General features: G+C 71.8%; 10 protein-coding genes and 1 pseudogene. 8 read left to right on the top strand and 3 right to left on the bottom strand.

All coding sequences use genetic code 11. From position 1 onward, the window contains the following. The first annotated feature begins 29 nt into the window (after window positions 1-29). From coxB to B6N23_RS16580, 6 genes and pseudogenes are all read left to right on the top strand, one after another. Window positions 30-1,013 carry a cytochrome c oxidase subunit II gene (gene coxB / locus B6N23_RS16555; RefSeq protein ID WP_305500831.1) on the top strand — a complete coding sequence of 328 codons (984 nt, stop codon included), beginning with the start codon at window positions 30-32 and terminating at the stop codon, window positions 1,011-1,013. Next, on the top strand, window positions 1,010-3,538 hold the full coding sequence (gene ctaD, locus B6N23_RS16560) for a cytochrome c oxidase subunit I (protein WP_305500834.1): 2,529 nt from the start codon (window positions 1,010-1,012) through the stop codon (window positions 3,536-3,538). Before coxB ends, ctaD begins: the two co-directional genes overlap by 4 nt. Further along, entirely contained in the window at window positions 3,535-3,891 is a 357-nt protein-coding gene (locus tag B6N23_RS16565) for a hypothetical protein (protein WP_305500836.1), read from the top strand. The genes ctaD and B6N23_RS16565 overlap by 4 nt, the downstream gene beginning before the upstream one ends. 9 nt (window positions 3,892-3,900) lie before the next feature. Continuing rightward, window positions 3,901-6,168, top strand: a complete 2,268-nt coding sequence (locus B6N23_RS16570; protein WP_305500838.1) for a heavy metal translocating P-type ATPase — start codon at window positions 3,901-3,903, stop codon at window positions 6,166-6,168. Between the two features lie 45 nt (window positions 6,169-6,213). Next, window positions 6,214-6,786 (top strand): annotated as a pseudogene (locus B6N23_RS16575) (ATPase, T2SS/T4P/T4SS family); the annotation flags it as partial. 82 nt (window positions 6,787-6,868) lie between these two features. Next, the gene (locus B6N23_RS16580) at window positions 6,869-7,474 is read left to right on the top strand and encodes a GspE/PulE family protein (protein WP_305500840.1); all 606 of its coding nucleotides are present in this window, start codon (window positions 6,869-6,871) and stop codon (window positions 7,472-7,474) included. 42 nt (window positions 7,475-7,516) lie between these two features. On the opposite strand, the gene B6N23_RS16585 is transcribed toward B6N23_RS16580, so the two are convergent. After that, window positions 7,517-9,919, bottom strand: a complete 2,403-nt coding sequence (locus B6N23_RS16585; protein ID WP_305500842.1) for a phosphoketolase family protein — start codon at window positions 9,917-9,919, stop codon at window positions 7,517-7,519. A gap of 205 nt (window positions 9,920-10,124) precedes the next feature. Between B6N23_RS16585 and B6N23_RS16590 the strand changes: the two genes are divergently transcribed. Further along, window positions 10,125-10,739, top strand: coding sequence for a L,D-transpeptidase family protein (locus B6N23_RS16590; protein WP_305500844.1), 615 nt, complete (start codon window positions 10,125-10,127; stop codon window positions 10,737-10,739). Window positions 10,740-10,918: 179 nt separating this feature from the next. Continuing rightward, window positions 10,919-11,182 carry an Lpp/OprI family alanine-zipper lipoprotein gene (locus tag B6N23_RS16595; protein ID WP_110069744.1) on the top strand — a complete coding sequence of 88 codons (264 nt, stop codon included), beginning with the start codon at window positions 10,919-10,921 and terminating at the stop codon, window positions 11,180-11,182. 105 nt (window positions 11,183-11,287) lie between these two features. On the opposite strand, the gene B6N23_RS16600 is transcribed toward B6N23_RS16595, so the two are convergent. Beyond that, the gene (locus B6N23_RS16600) at window positions 11,288-12,313 is read right to left on the bottom strand and encodes a L,D-transpeptidase family protein (protein WP_305500847.1); all 1,026 of its coding nucleotides are present in this window, start codon (window positions 12,311-12,313) and stop codon (window positions 11,288-11,290) included. 208 nt (window positions 12,314-12,521) lie between these two features. Further along, on the bottom strand, window positions 12,522-15,971 hold the full coding sequence (gene mfd / locus B6N23_RS16605; RefSeq protein ID WP_305503867.1) for a transcription-repair coupling factor: 3,450 nt from the start codon (window positions 15,969-15,971) through the stop codon (window positions 12,522-12,524). Window positions 15,972-16,063 lie beyond the last annotated feature (92 nt).

Below are 16,063 nucleotides of genomic sequence, written 5' to 3' on the forward strand. Positions count from 1 at the left end.
GGTTCAGGGGGGCGGGCGGGGTGCTCAGCATGGCGCTCGCCATGGGAGTGGCCGGCTGCAGCGGCAGCCACTCCATCCTCGACCCGGCGGGGCCGGCGGCCCGGGACGTGGCCTGGCTCTGGTGGGGCATGCTGGCAGGCTTCGGGCTGGTGTTCGTGGCGGTGGTGGCGCTGTGGCTGGCCGCCTTCCGGCCCCGGGAGCGGCCTCGGCGCAGCCCCGAGGCGGAGCGCCGGCTGGGGCTGCGCTGGATCCTGGGCGGCGGCATCCTGCTCCCCGGGGTGAGCATCCTGGTGTTGCTGGCCTTCGGGGTGCCCGCCGGGCAGCGGCTGCTGCCCCTGCCGCTGCCCGGCGGGGAGCCTCCTCGGGTGATCGAGGTCACCGGCCACCAGTGGTGGTGGGAGATCCGCTACCCGGACGAGGCGGGTGAGGTGGTCACCGCCAACCACCTGGTGATGCCCGCAGGCGAGCCGGTGGACTTCCACGTCACCGGCGCCGATGTCATCCACGCCTTCTGGGTGCCGCGCCTGGGCGGCAAGATCGACATGATTCCCGGGCGCACCAACCGCATCCGTCTCGAGGCCGACGCCCCGGGGGTGTTCGGCGCCCAGTGCGCCGAGTACTGTGGGGTGCAGCACGCCCATATGCAGCTCCATCTGGAGGCGGTGCCGCCGGAGGCGTTCGAAGCCTGGCTGGCGGCGCGTCGCGACGCCGAGCCCGAGTCGCTGGAGCGGGAAGACGCCCATGCCCCGGCGCGGGAGACCTTCGCCGAGCAGTGTGCCAGCTGCCATCGGGTGGCGGGGCTCTCCGATGGTGGCATCGGGCCCGACCTGACCGACCTCGGCGCCCGCGCCACCCTGGGCGCCGGCACCCTGGCCATGGAGGAGGGGGCCGTGGCCCTCTGGCTCGCCGAGCACCAGCGCCTGAAGCCCGGCAATCGCATGCCCGCCCACGATCACCTCGCGCCCGAGGACCTCGCGGCCCTGGGCGCCTGGCTGGAGGCCCTGGCGCCATGAGCGAGACGATGCGACCCACCCCCGAGGCCGAGCGGCTGCACCGCGAAATGGAGGCGGTGTGGGGCAATCCCCGCGGCTTGCGCGGCATCTTCAGCGTGGTCAACCACAGCACCCTGGGGCTTCGCTTCATGGCCACGGGCCTGGTCTTCTTCCTGCTGGGCGGGGTGCTGGCGATGCTGGTGCGCACCCAGCTGGCGCTGCCCGACCAGGCCTTCATGTCGCCGGAGATCTACGCCCAGGTCACCACCATGCACGGCACGGTGATGATGTTCCTGTTCGCCATCCCCATGCTGGAGGGGCTGGCGATCTACCTGATCCCCAAGATGATCGGCACCCGCGACCTGGTCTGCCCGCGGCTCACCGCCTTCGGCTACTGGTGCTACCTGTTCGGCGGCATCATCCTCTTCTCGAGCCTGCTGCTGGAGATGGCCCCGGACAGCGGCTGGTTCATGTACACCCCGCTGAGCAGCAGCGAGTTCGCCCCAGGGCCCGGGTCGGACTTCTGGCTTCTGGGCATCACCTTCGTGGAGATCTCGGCGCTGGCCGCCGGGGTGGAGCTTACGGTGTCGATCCTGCGCACCCGGGCGCCGGGCATGGCGCTGCACCGCATGCCGCTCTTCGCCTGGTACATCCTGGCCATGGCGCTGATGATCGTGGTGGGCTTCCCGCCGCTGATTCTCGGCAGCGTGCTGCTGGAGCTGGAGCGCGCCGCGGGGATGCCCTTCTTCACGGTGGCCGGCGGCGGCGATCCGATCCTCTGGCAGCACCTCTTCTGGCTCTTCGGCCACCCCGAGGTCTACATCATCTTCCTGCCGGCGGCGGGCATCGTCTCGACCCTGATTCCGGTCTTCGCCGGGCGCCCCATCGTCGGCTACGGCTGGGTGGTGGCGGCCATCGTCATCACCGGTTTCATCAGCTTCGGACTCTGGGTGCACCACATGTTCACCGTGGGCATTCCCCAGCTCGCCCAGGCCTTCTTCTCGGCGGCCAGCATGCTGGTGGCGGTGCCCACCGCCATCCAGGTGTTCGTCTGGCTGGCGACGCTCTGGCTGGGGCGGCCGCGCATGAGCCTGCCGATGCTGTGGATCACGGGTTTCCTGGTGATCTTCGTCTGCGGCGGGCTCACCGGGGTGATGCTGGCGCTGGTGCCCTTCAACTGGCAGGTCCACGATACCCACTTCGTGGTGGCACACATGCACTACGTGCTGGTGGGCGGCATGTTCTTCCCGCTGCTGGCCGGGGCCTACTACTGGCTGCCGCTGGTCACCGGGCGCATGCCCTCGGAGCGCCTCGGGCGGCTGGGCTTCTGGCTCACCTTCCTGGGCTTCAACCTCACCTTCCTGATCATGCACTGGACCGGGCTTCTCGGCATGCCGCGGCGCGTCTACACCTACGACAGCGCCATGGGCTGGGACCTCTACAACCTGATCTCCTCCATCGGCGGCTTCATGATGGCGGCGGGCGTGGCCGCCGTGCTCCTCGACCTGGTGCTCCACGGCCGCTTCGGGCGCAGTGCGCCGCGCAATCCCTGGGGCGCTGACACCCTGGAGTGGAGCCTTGCGATGCCGCCGGCCAGCTACAACTTCGCGAGCCTGCCCCGGGTGGAGAGCCGCCATCCGCTGTGGGAGACGCCGACCCTGGGCGACGCCATCGCCCGCGGCGAGGGTGTGCGCCCCGGCGCCGCCCACGGCCGCCGCGAGCTGCTCGGCGGCGAGGCGCTCACCGGCCGCGTGCGCGAGCTGATCCACCTGCCCGGCAACAGCCTGCTGCCGCTCTATGCCGCGCTCTGCCTGGCGGTGGTCTGCGTGAGCCTGTTGACGCGCCTCTATCCGCTGTCGCTGCTGGGCCTGGCCGGCGCCGGGGTGCTGCTGCTGCGCTGGTCCTGGGAGAACGGCGGCCATCGGCTGGCCGTGCCCCTGGGGCCCGACGAGCCCGAGGACCCGCCGCTGCATTCGCGCACCGCCGACGGCCCCGGGCGCTGGACCATGGGGGTGGCGCTGCTCGCCGACGGCGCCTTCTTCCTGTCGCTGCTGTTCGGCTGGTTCTACCTCTGGACGGTCTCGCCCGAGTGGCAGATGCCGGCGCGCTCGCCGCTCTCGCTGCCGCTGCTGCTCGCCTCCGGGGCGGCCCTCACCCTGGGCACCCTCTGGCTGGAGCGGCGGGTGGCGGCGCTGAAGCGCGGCCGCGAGGCGGGACTGGTGCTGGCGCTTGGGGGCATCGCGGCGCTGGGCGGGCTGCATGTGGCCCTGCTCCTCGTCGCGCTGATGAACGCGGGCCTCGCGCCCACCGCCACGGCCCACGACGCCACCCTGCTGGTGGGGCTCGCCTACCTGCTGGGCCACGGCGGGCTCGCCGCCCTGCTCGCCGCGCTGCAGGCCTGGCGGGCAGGTCTCGGCCTGGTGGGGGCCCGGCTGCCCTTCGAACCCGGGGTGGTGGCGCTGCTGTGGCGCTACCAGCTCGGCGTCTACTGGATCCTGGCGGCGGCCATGGCGCTGCTGCCGCGGCTGACGGGAGCCGGCCCATGACGGTGCTGCGTCGCTGGTGGGCACCGAGCCACCCCGCCCAGCTGCTGCTGGGGCTGACCCTCTGGAGCCTCTGGTTCGTGGCCCTCTACGGCGGGCTCTCGGTGGCCTGCGAGCTGGCGCCGCCGCGGCCGGGGCAGGGGGCGCTCACCGCCATCAACGGCGGGCTCGCCCTGCTTACCCTGGCCACCCTGGGGCTGCTCGCCTGGCTGGCCTGGCGGGGGATGAAGGCCGGCCGGGGCGGCGTGGGCGGGGCGCGCTTCATCGCCCTGACGGGGGCCGGGCTGCATCTCTTCTCGGCGGCCGGGGTGGCCTTCGTCGGCCTGCCCATCGTGGCCCTGCCACCCTGCCTCTAGGGAGCCGCCATGGCCGCGCCTGCTTACTCCCTGGATGCCGCTCGAGACGCCCGAAATGCCCTGGACGAGGGCGTCGCGAAGGGTGACGCCCGCCTGCTCTGCTCCGTTACGGGCATGTGGTGTACCAGCTGCGCCCTGGCCATCGAGCACCGCCTGGCCCGACTGCCCGGGGTGAGCCGGGTGGGGGTCGACTACCTCTCTGCCACCCTGCTGGTGGAGGGCACGCCGGCGGCGGTGGCACCCGAGCGAGTCGCGGCGGCGCTGGGCCGGCTCGGCTACCGGCTGCGTGACCTGGAGGCGGCGCCGGATGCCCGCCAGCGGCTGGACAGCGAGAGCCGGGCTCTGGCGGGGCGGCTGCTGGCGGCCGCGGTGTTCGGCATGTGGACCATGCTGGCGTCGCTCCTGATCTACGCCGGCGCCCTGCCGGAGCCTCGCCTGGAGCGGGTGCTGGCCTGGGTCTCCGGCGCCTTCGCGCTGCCGGTGGTCACGCTCGCCGCCTGGCCCTTCTACCGCGCTGCCTGGCGCACCCTGCGCGCGGGGCGCCCCGGCATGGATGCCCTGGTCTCGCTGGGCGTGATCGGGGCGCTGGGGGTCTCCCTCTGGCTGCTCTGGCGCGGCTCCGCGGAGGTCTACTTCGATACCGCCGTGATGCTGGTGCTGCTGCTGCTGGCGGGGCGCTGGGTGGAGACCCTGGCCCGCTATCGTGGGCTGCGCGCCCTGGAGGGGCTGGCCCCGCTGCCGGCGCAAGCCTGCCGGCTGGACCCGACGGGCGGAGAAGCCCGGGTGCCCGTCGCGGAAGTGGCGGCCGGCGAGCGCCTTCGCGTGGCCAGCGGCGAGACCCTGGGGCTGGATGGCGAGCTCCTCGATGCGGCGGCGCGGCTGGATCTCGCCCTGCTCACCGGCGAGAGCCGCCCGCGCACCCTGACCCGGGGCGCGCGGCTCTCAGCGGGCTGTCGCAACCTGGGCGACCCCTTCACCTTGAGGGTGACCGCCGGAGTGGGCGAGCGACGCCTGGATGGGCTCTATCGCCAGGTGCAGGCCCTGCAGGCGGGCAAGGGCGAGCTGCGCCGCCTGGCGGAGCGCTTCGCGGCCTGGCTCAGCCCCGCCGCCGTGGCCCTGGCGCTGGTGACCCTGGCTGCCCTGCTGTTGGCCGGGGTAGACCCGGAAGAGGCGGCGGTGCGCGCCCTCTCGGTGCTGGTGGTGGCCTGCCCCTGTGCGGTGGGCCTGGCGGTGCCCCTGGCGAGCCTGGCCGGCACGGCCAGGGCGCTGGAGGCCGGCGTGGTGTTTCGCGACCCGGCGGCCCTGGAGCTCGCCGGCCAGGTTCGCGCCGTGGCCTTCGACAAGACCGGTACCCTGACCCGCGGGGCGCTTCGACTGGCCGCGGTGCGTCCCGCCCCCGGCGTGGCGGAGCATGACCTGCTGGCCCTGGCGGCACGCGCCGAGTGGGGCAGCGAGCACCCCCTGGGGCTCGCGATTCGTACCGCCGCCGCCGAGGCGGGGATCGACCCGCGCCAGGCCCCGGCCGAGGTGCAGGAGCATCCCGGGCGGGGACGCGAGGCCCGCGAGGCCGATGGCGCGCGGCTGCGTATCGGCGCCTCCGACTGGCTGGCCGAGCGGGGTGCGGCGCCGGCCAGGCGCGAGGCCGTGCCACCCTGGGCCAGCGAGGTGGCGCTGGCCCGCAACGGCCAGCGGCTGGGGACCCTCTGGCTCGAGGACGACCCCGAACCCACCGCCGCGGCCAGCCTTGCGGCGCTGCGCCACCGGGGCCTGACCCTGGCGCTGATCAGCGGTGATCGCCCGGCGCTGGTGCGCCGCCTCGGCCGGCGGCTGGGGCTTGCGCCCGGGGCCTGCTATGGCGGCCGCTCGCCGGAGGCCAAGCGCCACCTGGTGGCCGCGCTGCCGGGCCCGGTGCTCTATGTGGGGGACGGCATCAACGATGCGCCGGCCCTGGCCGCGGCGGCGGTGGGGGTGGCCACGGCGCAGGCCAGCGCCGCGGCGAGCGATGCCGCGGCGATCCAACTGCTGGGCCAGGGCGTCCAGGGGGTGGCCTGTGCCATCGCCATCGCCCGGGCCACCCGGCGGGCGATGCGCCAGAACCTCATACTGTCGGGGCTCTACAACGCCCTGGCCCTGGGGCTCGCCGCCTGGATGGTGATCCCGCCCCAGGTGGCGGTGCTGGCCATGGTGGTCAGTTCGCTTTCGGTGGTCGCCAATGCCGCCCGGCTGGGACTGGGCGCCAGTCCGGCAGGCAGTTCCCCCGGTTCCCGCCTAGGCTGAGGGGGGCCGGCACCCGCCAGGGGTGCCCCGACATGCGAGGAGCCCATGGCCGACGAGACGACCCGACCCGCCAATCGCCGCCTGCTGCCGAGGCTGAGTCCGCTGCTGGAGACGCCTCCCGGCGCCGGCGACGAGGTGCTGGAGGCCCACGCCCTGCTCGAGGACGCCCTGCGCGCCCGGGCCACCGATATCCACCTGGACCCCCATCAGGAGTACCTGCGCCTGCGCCTGCGCATCGATGGCCGCGTGATCGAGGCGCTGCGCCTGGAGGCTGGCACCGGGGCGCGCCTCATCAACCAGTTCAAGGTGCTGGCGGGGCTCAACCCGGTGCCGTCGCTGGCCGCCGCGGAGGGTAGCTTCAGCTGGCCACCGGGCGAGGAGGGGGACGAGGAGACCTTCCTGCGGGTCACCGCGGTGAGCTGCGTGGCGGGCGAGAAGATGGCGATCCGCTTCCTGGCCCCGCCGGAGACCTTTCGCGACACCCTGTCGCTGGGCATCGGCGAGCAGGGTGCCCGGGGCATGCGCCGCTGGATGGACGCCACCGGCGGCATGCTGCTGGTGGCCGGCCCCACCGGCTCCGGCAAGACCACCACCCTCTACACCCTGCTCAACCAGCTGCGCCTGGAGGAGAGCCACGTGGTGACCCTGGAGGACCCGGTGGAGTACGGCATCCCGGGCATCAACCAGATCCCAGATCCAGGTGGACGCGGCGAGCGGGCTCGACTTCGTCACCGGGACCCGTTCGCTGCTGCGCCTCGATCCGGATTACGTGCTGATCGGCGAGATCCGCGACCCCGACTCGGCCCGGGCGGCCCTCAACGTGGCCGGCAGCGGTCGCTCGCTGATGGGCACCCTGCACAGCCGCGACGCGGTCGGCGTGGTCTCGACCCTTCGCCATCTGGGGCTCGGTGACGCCGAGATCAGCGCCAACCTGGGGCTGGTGGTGGCCCAGCGCCTGGTGCGCCGGCTCTGCGAGCACTGCCGTGAGCGCGGCGCGCTGCCCGAGCGCGAGGCCGAGTGGCTCGAGGCCATGGGGGTGGCGCTGCCCGAGGAGACCTGGCTGCCCGGCGGCTGCGACCGATGTGACGGCCTGGGCTTTCGCGGTCGCACGGGGGTGTTCGAGGTGTGGCAACCCACCGCCGCCGACCACGGCCTGATCCTGCGCCACGCCGACGAGACGCGCCTGCGCCGCGCCCTGATGGAGCGCGGCGAGACGCTGATGCTGCAGGACGGCCTGACCAAGGCCGAGCGGGGCGTCACCACCCTGCGCGAGGTGCTGCGCATGGGCGCCCTGCTGCCCAGCTGAGGCACAGCCTGCCCGGCGGAGGGAGCGGCGGCTTGGCGCCGGTCAGTCCCGGCGCAGCACCGCCGGGTCGCCCTCGCCGGCCAGCGCCGCCTGCTCCTCGGCGTCGAGCAGGGCGTCCAGGTCGAGCCCGGCTACCTCGCTTGCCGCCTCCAGCACGTGGGCCCAGGTGGCGCGATTGGCGTAGAGCATGCCGAAGGTATCCAGAGTGCCGCCGCGGTTGCGGTAGCCAAGGAAGCGCGACCGCGCGCCGGTGTCCAGTGGGCGCAGCACCCCGGCCAGGGGCTCGGGGCGGCAGTGGGCGAGGAAGACCCGGGCGGGCACCTCGGGCACCAGGGTGCTGAGCCGGCACTGGCTGAGCACCGCCGTGGCCTCGCCCTCGTCGCGGGCCTCGCGCAGCTTGCCCGGTTCCTGGATCACGTAGAGGCTCGTCGCGACGTCCGCCCGCGCCAGGCGCGCCAGGGCGTGCTCCATCTCCGCCAGCTGGTAGGCGCCCACGGCGAAGAGCTGCAGGCGCGGTGAGGCGGCCTCATGCAGGCAGAGCAGGCCATCCTCGGCGAGCCGTGTCGCCTGCTCTTCGGTCAGCCGCACCGCCATCGGGCTCTTGGGCACCACCATCACCGCGATGCGCCCTCGGCTGGCGTAGAGCGCCTGCAGGGCGGCGGCGGCGCTGGGGGCATCCACCGGGAAGAGGGTCGGCGCCACGTCATCCATCTCGCCGAGCCACGCCTCGCACAGGGTCGGGTCCTGGTGGGACTGCTCGTTCTTGCCATTCTCCCAGGTGTGGGAGCTGGCCAGCACCGGCAGCGAGAGCCAGCCGGGCGGGCGACCCGCCTCGCGGCAGTGGCGGGCGAAGATGATCTCCTGGCGCATGGCGCCGAGCATCTTCACCGCGAAGGCCTCGTAGCTGGCCACCAGGTTGAGCCCCTGCTTGTTGGCCAGCGCCGCGCTGACCACCGCCTCCTCGTTGAGCGCGGTGATCACGGCGCCGTCCAGCGCTTCGGCGACGCCGGGCTCGGGGTCGGTGACCCGGTGCTTGAGCCGGTCCAGGGTGAGGTTGAGGCGATTGGAGCGCATCTCGTCGGGGTTGCCGACCCGCACCCGCAGCCCAGGGTTGGCCGCCACCAGGGCCGCGAAGGCTTCGTCGATGGCGGCCATGGGCGAGATACGCTCGCCCAGGGGCCAGGCGAGCGGTTCGGGCAGGGTGGGCAGGTCGGGATGCGGGTGGGCCAGGGGGTGGTCGCGCTCCCGCACCCGCTCGCTCTCGGCGTGGTTGTTGAGGGTGGCGATGGCCGCGCGCAGCTCGCTCTCGGCGACATGCAGGGCGGCGGCCCCCTCATGGAAGAGGCGCCGGGCGGCCTCGTCCGAGGCGGGGTTGCCCACCAGCGGCAGGTTGTGGGCGGCGTTGGTGCCGGCCCCGGGGAAACCGAAGCCCTTGACCGTCTCGGCGATCACGTAGGGCAGGCGCAGCGGGTAGCGGGCATGGCCGGCGCGGGCCTGCTCGGCCTGGTCGGCGAGCTCCGCCTCGGCGGTGAGAATCGCCCAGACGAAGGCGGCCGGGTCGCGGCCGTCGATGGTCAGCGGGGCGAAGCCGTTGAGGACCAGGTGGTCCTCGAACCAGTCGGTGCCGCCGGCCTGGCTCATGGTGGTGCGCTGGTCGATGCGCCGCCCGTTGGCGATCATCACCGGCACCACCGGGCCCGAGTCGTCGGCCCGCCACCAGCGCGAGGCCCAGTCGCTGCCGCGCTGCTCCTCGAAGGCGCCGTCGCTGAGGAAGGCCACCAGGTGCTGCCCGGGCAGCGGCATATGCACGTACTGCAGGCCGGCGAAGCCCAGGTAGCCTCCCTCGCTGATCCCGCCGGCGGTGTGGGCGTTGACGTGGCTGCCCAGCGGCGAGATCGGGTGGCCGTCGGGGTCCACCCCGCAGTGGTAGAAGTCGTTGACCAGCCGGGTCAGGCCCTCGTCGCTGAGCGCGTAGCGCGCCGCGTGGGCGGGCCCCAGGTTGTCCACCAGCAGGTTCACGGCGTCGATGGCCGCCACGCAGTGGCCCTGGCCCATCAGCCAGCTGCGGGTGAGGTCGCTCATGGCGTTGGCGGCGAGATAACCGACGTAGGCGGGCACCATGTTGAGGGCGCCGCCGGTGTGCCCCTCGGGGGTGGGCTTGAACGCCTCGGCCTCGAGCGGCGTGCCATCCAGGCGCACGCGGCGGGCGTAGGTCATGTGGGCCACCAGCCACATGCCCATGCAGGCCAGGCGATCGGCGGCGGCGAGCCGCCTGAGCCAGGCCCGGTGGCGCGACGGATCAGCGGCATGGCGCGTGAGCAGCTGGGCGATGCGCTCGAGGGTCACCGGTTCGTGCTGGATCACGCCATATCCTGCGGCCCAGGTGGCGAAGTCGGGGTCGTCGGCGAAGGCGGCGGGAAGGGCGGGGCGGTTCGCTCGGGTCATGAGGGCTCCTGGTTGGCTAGCGCGAGGCCTGGCAGGGGAGGCGGGTCGACCCGCCGTCTCCCCTCCAGACTAGATGGCGCCGCGCCGGGTGGCCATGCCCTGGATCAGCGCCGGCCGCGTTGAGGCGCGAGACCTGACAGCAGGGGAGAGGGTGCGCTATAACTCCTAGAGTTTCTTTCACCGTTCCGGCTCGAGCGTCCTACCGATGAATCCGCTATCCCGTCGCCGCTTCACCCTGCTGGCCCTGGGCGCGCCCGTGGCGCTGCTCGGCACCCAGGGGGTCTCCGCCAACCTGGTCGAGACCGTGCTCTCTCGTGCGCACCTGCCCCGCCACGACGACGAGGTCTGGGTGCTGGTGGACGACCGCGAGGCGACCCTGACGGTCTATCGCGGCAACCACCAGCTGGAGCGCTACGCCCCGATCTCGCTCGGCCGCAGCGGTGCCAGCGCGGCGCGCCGTCGCGGCAGCAATGTCACTCCCCTGGGCGAGTTCCGGGTCAATCGCTTCAACCACGAGAGCGACTGGCACATCTTCATCGGGCTGGACTACCCCACGCCGACCCATGCGCGCATGGCGCTGGAGCAGGGGGTCTTCACCCAGCAGGACTACGACCACTACTTCGACTACTACCGGCAGCACGGCTATCCACCCCAGCAGACGGCGCTCGGCGGCTTCATCGGCATCCACGGCATCGGCAAGGGCGACCCCGACGTTCACCAGCAGTTTCACTGGACCCAGGGGTGTGTGGCGGTGACCGATGAGCAGATCGAACGGCTCGCCTCGCTGATCGGCATTGGCACCCGCGTCGTGATCCGCTAGGCTGTTACTTGCGTAAGGGAAGATCAAAGCTATGGACAAGCGCCGTTGTCTATAATAAAACAGCGTTTGACTCCTGTGCTAAGTAGCACAAGTCGCTGCAAGATGGCCTGCTTGTGCAGGAAGCCTGATCTCAGGCAATCACCAACGCAGTACCCCAAGGAAGACTCAAGGAGAACACCATGACTCTGAAGACCACCCTGAAGCTGACCGCCGCCGCTGCCTCCCTGGCCATTCTGGCTGGCTGTGCCTCCACCAGCGCCCTGGAAGAAGTTCGCCAGACCGCTGAATCCGCACAGGCCGACGCTGCCGAAGCTCGCAGCATCGCTACCCAGGCCCAGAACACCGCCAACCAGGCGCAGCGCGACGCCCAGGCGGCCCTGCAGATGTCCGAGCAGAACCGCGACGAAATGAACCGCATGTTCCAGCGCTCCATGCAGAAGTAATTCTGCCGGAGTGCCGGCGCTGCCCTCGGGCAGCGGTGGTTCTGCAACAAGAGAAGACCCCGCCTCGGCGGGGTCTTCTCGTGGTGGGGCGGTTGTCTCGGGCGATTACCGCGCGCCGAGCTCGAGCTCGCCGCCGAAGAGGCCATCGACCTCAAGCGGGGGGGCGGCGGGGGTGGGGGCCTCGTCCGCGGTGTGCAGCAGCGACACGATCAGGCCGTCGGGCTGCTCGACCAGCTCGCGCAGGCGAGCGTAGTCCACCGGCGGCTGCTCGTCGCCGAAGGCCCTGGCCACGGTCTCGATGGCGTTGAGCAGGGGCTCGAAGCTGGCCTCGTTCTCCTCAAGCGGCGGGAATGACTGGGCGTAGAGGGTGCCGTCCGGCGCCCAGCCGGCCTTGAAGGGCTGGTCGATGATGTTGACCCGGGTGCCACTGGGCACGCGCTCGTAGAGCGACTCGATGTCCTCCGGGAACATGCGGATGCAGCCGCGGCTGGCCCGCATGCCGACGCCATCGGGACGGTTGGTGCCATGGATCAGGTAGCTGGGGATGCCCAGCAGGATGGCATGGCGGCCCAGCGGGTTGTCCGGGCCGGGTGGCACCACGGCGGGCGGCGGCTCGCCGCGGGCGGCGGCTTCCTCGCGCATGGAGCGGGGTGGCGACCAGTGGGGATCCTTCACCTTGACGGTGGTGCGGGTCACGCCCACCGGGGTGGAGAAGCCGTCGCGGCCGACGCTGATCGGGTAGGTCTCCACGATCCCCGGGGCGGAGTAGTAGTAGAGCCGCATCTCGGAGAGGTTGATGACGATGCCCTCGCGCTCGGCATCGGGCAGGATGTGCTGGTTGGGAATCGTCACCTCGGTGCTTGCGAAGGGGGCCCAGATGCTGACGTCGGGGTTGGCCATGCGGATGGCCTCGTAGCCCACGTTGTGGGTGCGAGCCAGATCGACCAGGGTCTCCCCCTCCTGCACGGTGACCGTATAGTTCTCACCGATCACGTTGCCGGCCTCCGGCAGCGGGAAATGGCCTCGCGGCCACTCGCGCTCCTCGGCCAGGGCGCCGGTGGCGAGCAGGGCGGAGAGGCCCAGGGTGATGGCGCAGCGGGCGGTACGCCTTGCCAGTGTCGTGGTGTTCATCAACGTCGTTCTTCTCGTGTGAGGCGCCGACCCTGGGGTCGAGGCCAGCCTTTTTTACGGGCGCTTTACGGGCGCCGGGCGCTCCCTGCCCGGTGCCATCGGTTATCGGTCGCAATGAGATGCCTTGCCGACAGTATAGATTGCCCTGAGCCGCGGCGGTTCGCCACTCTTTTGGAGGCCGCTTTGGAGGCCGCTTCGAAGGCGGCGCTCAGGCCGCCTCGGCCTTGCGGTTGAGGGTCTCCAGCAGCTGCTCCACCGCCTGGAAGCGTGCCTCCTCCTGCTCCATGGCCGCCTCGAAGCGCAGGGTGTCGGCGCCGTCGAGCCGGTAGCGGTTCGGTTCGCGCTGGATCAGCTCCACCAGGGTCAGCGGGTCGACCCGGGTGTGGCCGCCGAAGATCACCCGGCCCCGCTCGGGGCCCGCCTCCAGCTTGACGATGCCCAGTTGCTCGGCGCGCTGGCGCAGTTTCGTCTGGCGCAGCAGGGTCTTGACCGGGGCCGGCAAAAGGCCGAAGCGGTCGATCATCTCCACCTGCAGCTCCTTGAGCGCGGCCTCGTCGGCGGCACTGCTGATGCGCTTGTACATCACCAGGCGCTGCTGGACATCGTGCAGGTAGTCGTCGGGGATCAGCGCCGGCAGGTTGAGGCTCACCTCGACGCCCTCGTCCAGCGGGGATTCGATGTTGGGCGTCTTGCCGGCGCGGATCGCCGCCACCGCGCGGTCGAGCATCTGCATGTAGAGGCCATAGCCGATCGCCTCCATCTGCCCGCTCTGCTCCTCACCGAGCAGCTCGCCGGCGCCGCGGATTTCCATGTCGTGGCTGGCCAGGGTGAAGCCGGCGCCAAGGTCCTCGGCGGCGCCGATCGCCTCGAGGCGCTTGATGGCGTCTTTGGTCATCGCCCTGGGCGGTGGCGTGAGCAGGTAGGCGTAGGCCTGGTGGTGGCTGCGCCCGACCCGGCCGCGCAGCTGGTGCAGCTGGGCCAGGCCGAACTTGTCGGCCCGCTCGATCAGGATGGTGTTGGCGCTGGGCACGTCGATGCCGGTCTCGATGATGGTGGAGCAGACCAGCACGTTGAAGCGCTTGTGGTAGAAGTCCGACATCACCCGTTCCAGGGCGCGCTCCGGCAGCTGGCCGTGGGCCACCCCGACCCGCGCCTCGGGCACCAGCTCCCGCAGCCTCTCGGCGGCGGTCTCGATGGTCTTGACCTCGTTGTGCAGGAAGTAGACCTGCCCGCCGCGCAGTATCTCGCGCAGGATCGCCTCCTTGATGAGCGGCTCCTCGCGGCGCTGCACGAAGGTCTTCACCGACAGCCTCCGCGCCGGCGGGGTGGCGATGATGGAGAGGTCGCGGATGCCGCTCATGGCCATGTTCAGGGTGCGCGGGATGGGCGTGGCGGTCATGGTGAGGATGTCCACCTCGGCGCGCAGGCTCTTGAGGCGCTCCTTCTGGGCCACCCCGAAGCGGTGCTCCTCGTCGATGATCAAAAGCCCCATCTTCGGCAGCTTCATGGACTCCGAGAGCAGCTTGTGGGTGCCGATGACGATGTCCGCCTGGCCCTCCTCGATGCGCTTGAGGGAGGCCGACTGCCCCTTGCCGGCGGTGAAGCGCGACACCAGCTCGATATTGACCGCGGTATCGGCGAAGCGGTCGCGGAAGTTCTCGAAGTGCTGGCGGGCGAGCAGGGTGGTGGGCACCAGTACCACCACCTGGCGGCCGGAGTGGACCGCCAGGAAGGCGGCGCGCATGGCCACTTCGGTCTTGCCGAAGCCGACGTCGCCGCACACCACGCGGTCCATGGGGCGCGGGGCGGTCATGTCTTCGATCACCGCGGCGATGGCGGCGCGCTGGTCCGGGGTCTCCTCGAAGGGGAAGGCGGCGGCGAAGCGGGCGTACTCGGTGTCGGGGGCGGCGCAGGCGAAGCCCTCCCGGGCCTCCCGGCGGGCGTAGATGTCGAGCAGCTCGGCGGCGGTGTCGCGGATCTTCTCGGCGGCCTTCTTCCTGGCCTTCTCCCACTGGTCGGAGCCGAGACGATGCAGGGGGGCCAACTCGTCGTCGGCGCCGGCATAGCGCGATATCAGGTGCAGGCTCCCCACCGGCACGTAGAGCCGCGCCCCCTCGGCGTACTCCAGGGTCACGAACTCCGCGGCCTGGCCGCCGGCTTCCAGGGTCTCGAGCCCCTTGTAGCGTCCCACGCCGTGGGACTGGTGCACCACCGGCGCGCCGGGGCGCAGCTCCGAGAGGTGGCGAATGGCCAGCTCGTCGGCGTCGGTGGCCTTCTCGCGGCGCCGGCTCTGGCGGACCACCTCGCCATAGAGCTCGGATTCGCTGATCACCGCGAGATCGGGCTCAGTGAGCCACAGGCCCGCCTCGAGCTGGCCCTCGGTGATCGCCATGGCCGCCTCGCCGGCGAGGAAGTCGGCAAAGTCGTCGACGTGGGGCAGGGCGAGGTGCAGCGGTGCCAGGGCCTCCTCCAGCGCCTCACGCCGCCCGCGGGACTCCGCCACGAAGAGCACGCGGCTGCTGGCGTGCTGGGCCAGGAAGCTCGACAGCGCCGCCAGGGGCTCCCGGGCCCGGGCGTTGATGCCCACTTCGGGCGGGGCCTGGCTGGCCGGGACCAGGGCGTGGCGATGGTCGGCCTCCTCGGTGAGCGCCACCCGAGGGTGGCGCTTGATGGCGCCGAACACCTCGGCCACCGGGACGAAGGCGCGGTGGGGGGGGAGCAGGGGACGAGTGGGGTCGACCCCGAGGTTCTCGAAGCGGCTCTCGATGGCCGCCCAGTGGCGCTCGGCGGCGGCGTGCACACCCGGCAGCAGGGCGACCCGGGTACCCTCGGCCAGGTGCTCGAAGAGCGTCGCGGTCTGTTCGAAGAAGAGCGGCAGGTACTGCTCGAGGCCCGGGGAGGGGATGCCTTTGAGGGCGTCGACGTAGAGCGGACACTGGCGCGGATCGACGTCGAACAGCGTCTCGAACCCCTCGCGGAAGCAGGCGATGGCGGAGCGCGACAGCGAGTATTCGTGGGCCGGCAGCAGGTCGACCCGCTCGGCCTTGTCCTGGCTGCGCTGGGTGTCCGGGTCGAAGCGGCGCAGGGTGTCGATCTCATCATCGAACAGATCGATGCGCAGCGGCGCCTCGGTGCCCATGGGGAAGAGGTCGATGATGGCGCCGCGCAGGGCGTACTCGCCGGGTTCAAAGACGGTCTCCACCGCCCGGTAGCCGGCCCGGGAGAGCGCTTCCCGGAAGCGCTCGCGGTCGAGTCGCTGGCCCACCTCCAGGGTGAGCACCCGCCCGGCAATGTACTCAACCGGCGGCAGCCGCTGCATCAGCGTATTGATCGGCACCAGCACGATGCCGTGCTCGCCGTCCTGCAGCCGACGCAGGGTGCGCAGCCGCGCCGAGACGATGTCCTGGTGGGGCGAGAAGCTGTCGTAGGGCAGCGTCTCCCAGTCGGGGAAGGGGAGCACCGGCCGGCGGCCGTAGAAGGCCAGCTCGCTCTCCAGGCGCAGGGCCTGGGCGGTGTCGGCGGTGATCACCAGCAGGGGGGCGTCCTGGGCCAGGCGGGTCAGGGCCAGGGCGCTGGCGCTGCCCTGGGGAGCCTGCCAGTAGAGGGTGTCGCGCATACCTTCAGGGCGCGGCGGGTCCAGCGGCGAGAAGTTCGGCATGGTCACGTCGGTCGGCTTATGGACGGGCTTGGAAAGGACGCATGATAGCAGATCGCGCCGGGGCTCCGGCCTGTAGTCAAAAGCAGGTTTCT

Origin of the sequence: Halomonas alkalicola, from assembly GCF_030704205.1 — a bacterium.
GTDB classification, from domain to species: Bacteria; Pseudomonadota; Gammaproteobacteria; order Pseudomonadales; family Halomonadaceae; genus Halomonas; species Halomonas alkalicola.

Coding starts and splice junctions, on each gene's coding strand:
- coxB (WP_305500831.1), top strand. CDS start 30: ATGGCGCTCGCCATGGGAGTGGCCGGCTGCAGCGGCAGCCACTCCATC.
- ctaD (WP_305500834.1), top strand. CDS start 1,010: ATGAGCGAGACGATGCGACCCACCCCCGAGGCCGAGCGGCTGCACCGC.
- B6N23_RS16565 (WP_305500836.1), top strand. CDS start 3,535: ATGACGGTGCTGCGTCGCTGGTGGGCACCGAGCCACCCCGCCCAGCTG.
- B6N23_RS16570 (WP_305500838.1), top strand. CDS start 3,901: ATGGCCGCGCCTGCTTACTCCCTGGATGCCGCTCGAGACGCCCGAAAT.
- B6N23_RS16585 (WP_305500842.1), bottom strand. CDS start 9,919: ATGACCCGAGCGAACCGCCCCGCCCTTCCCGCCGCCTTCGCCGACGAC.
- B6N23_RS16590 (WP_305500844.1), top strand. CDS start 10,125: ATGAATCCGCTATCCCGTCGCCGCTTCACCCTGCTGGCCCTGGGCGCG.
- B6N23_RS16595 (WP_110069744.1), top strand. CDS start 10,919: ATGACTCTGAAGACCACCCTGAAGCTGACCGCCGCCGCTGCCTCCCTG.
- B6N23_RS16600 (WP_305500847.1), bottom strand. CDS start 12,313: ATGAACACCACGACACTGGCAAGGCGTACCGCCCGCTGCGCCATCACC.
- mfd (WP_305503867.1), bottom strand. CDS start 15,971: ATGCCGAACTTCTCGCCGCTGGACCCGCCGCGCCCTGAAGGTATGCGC.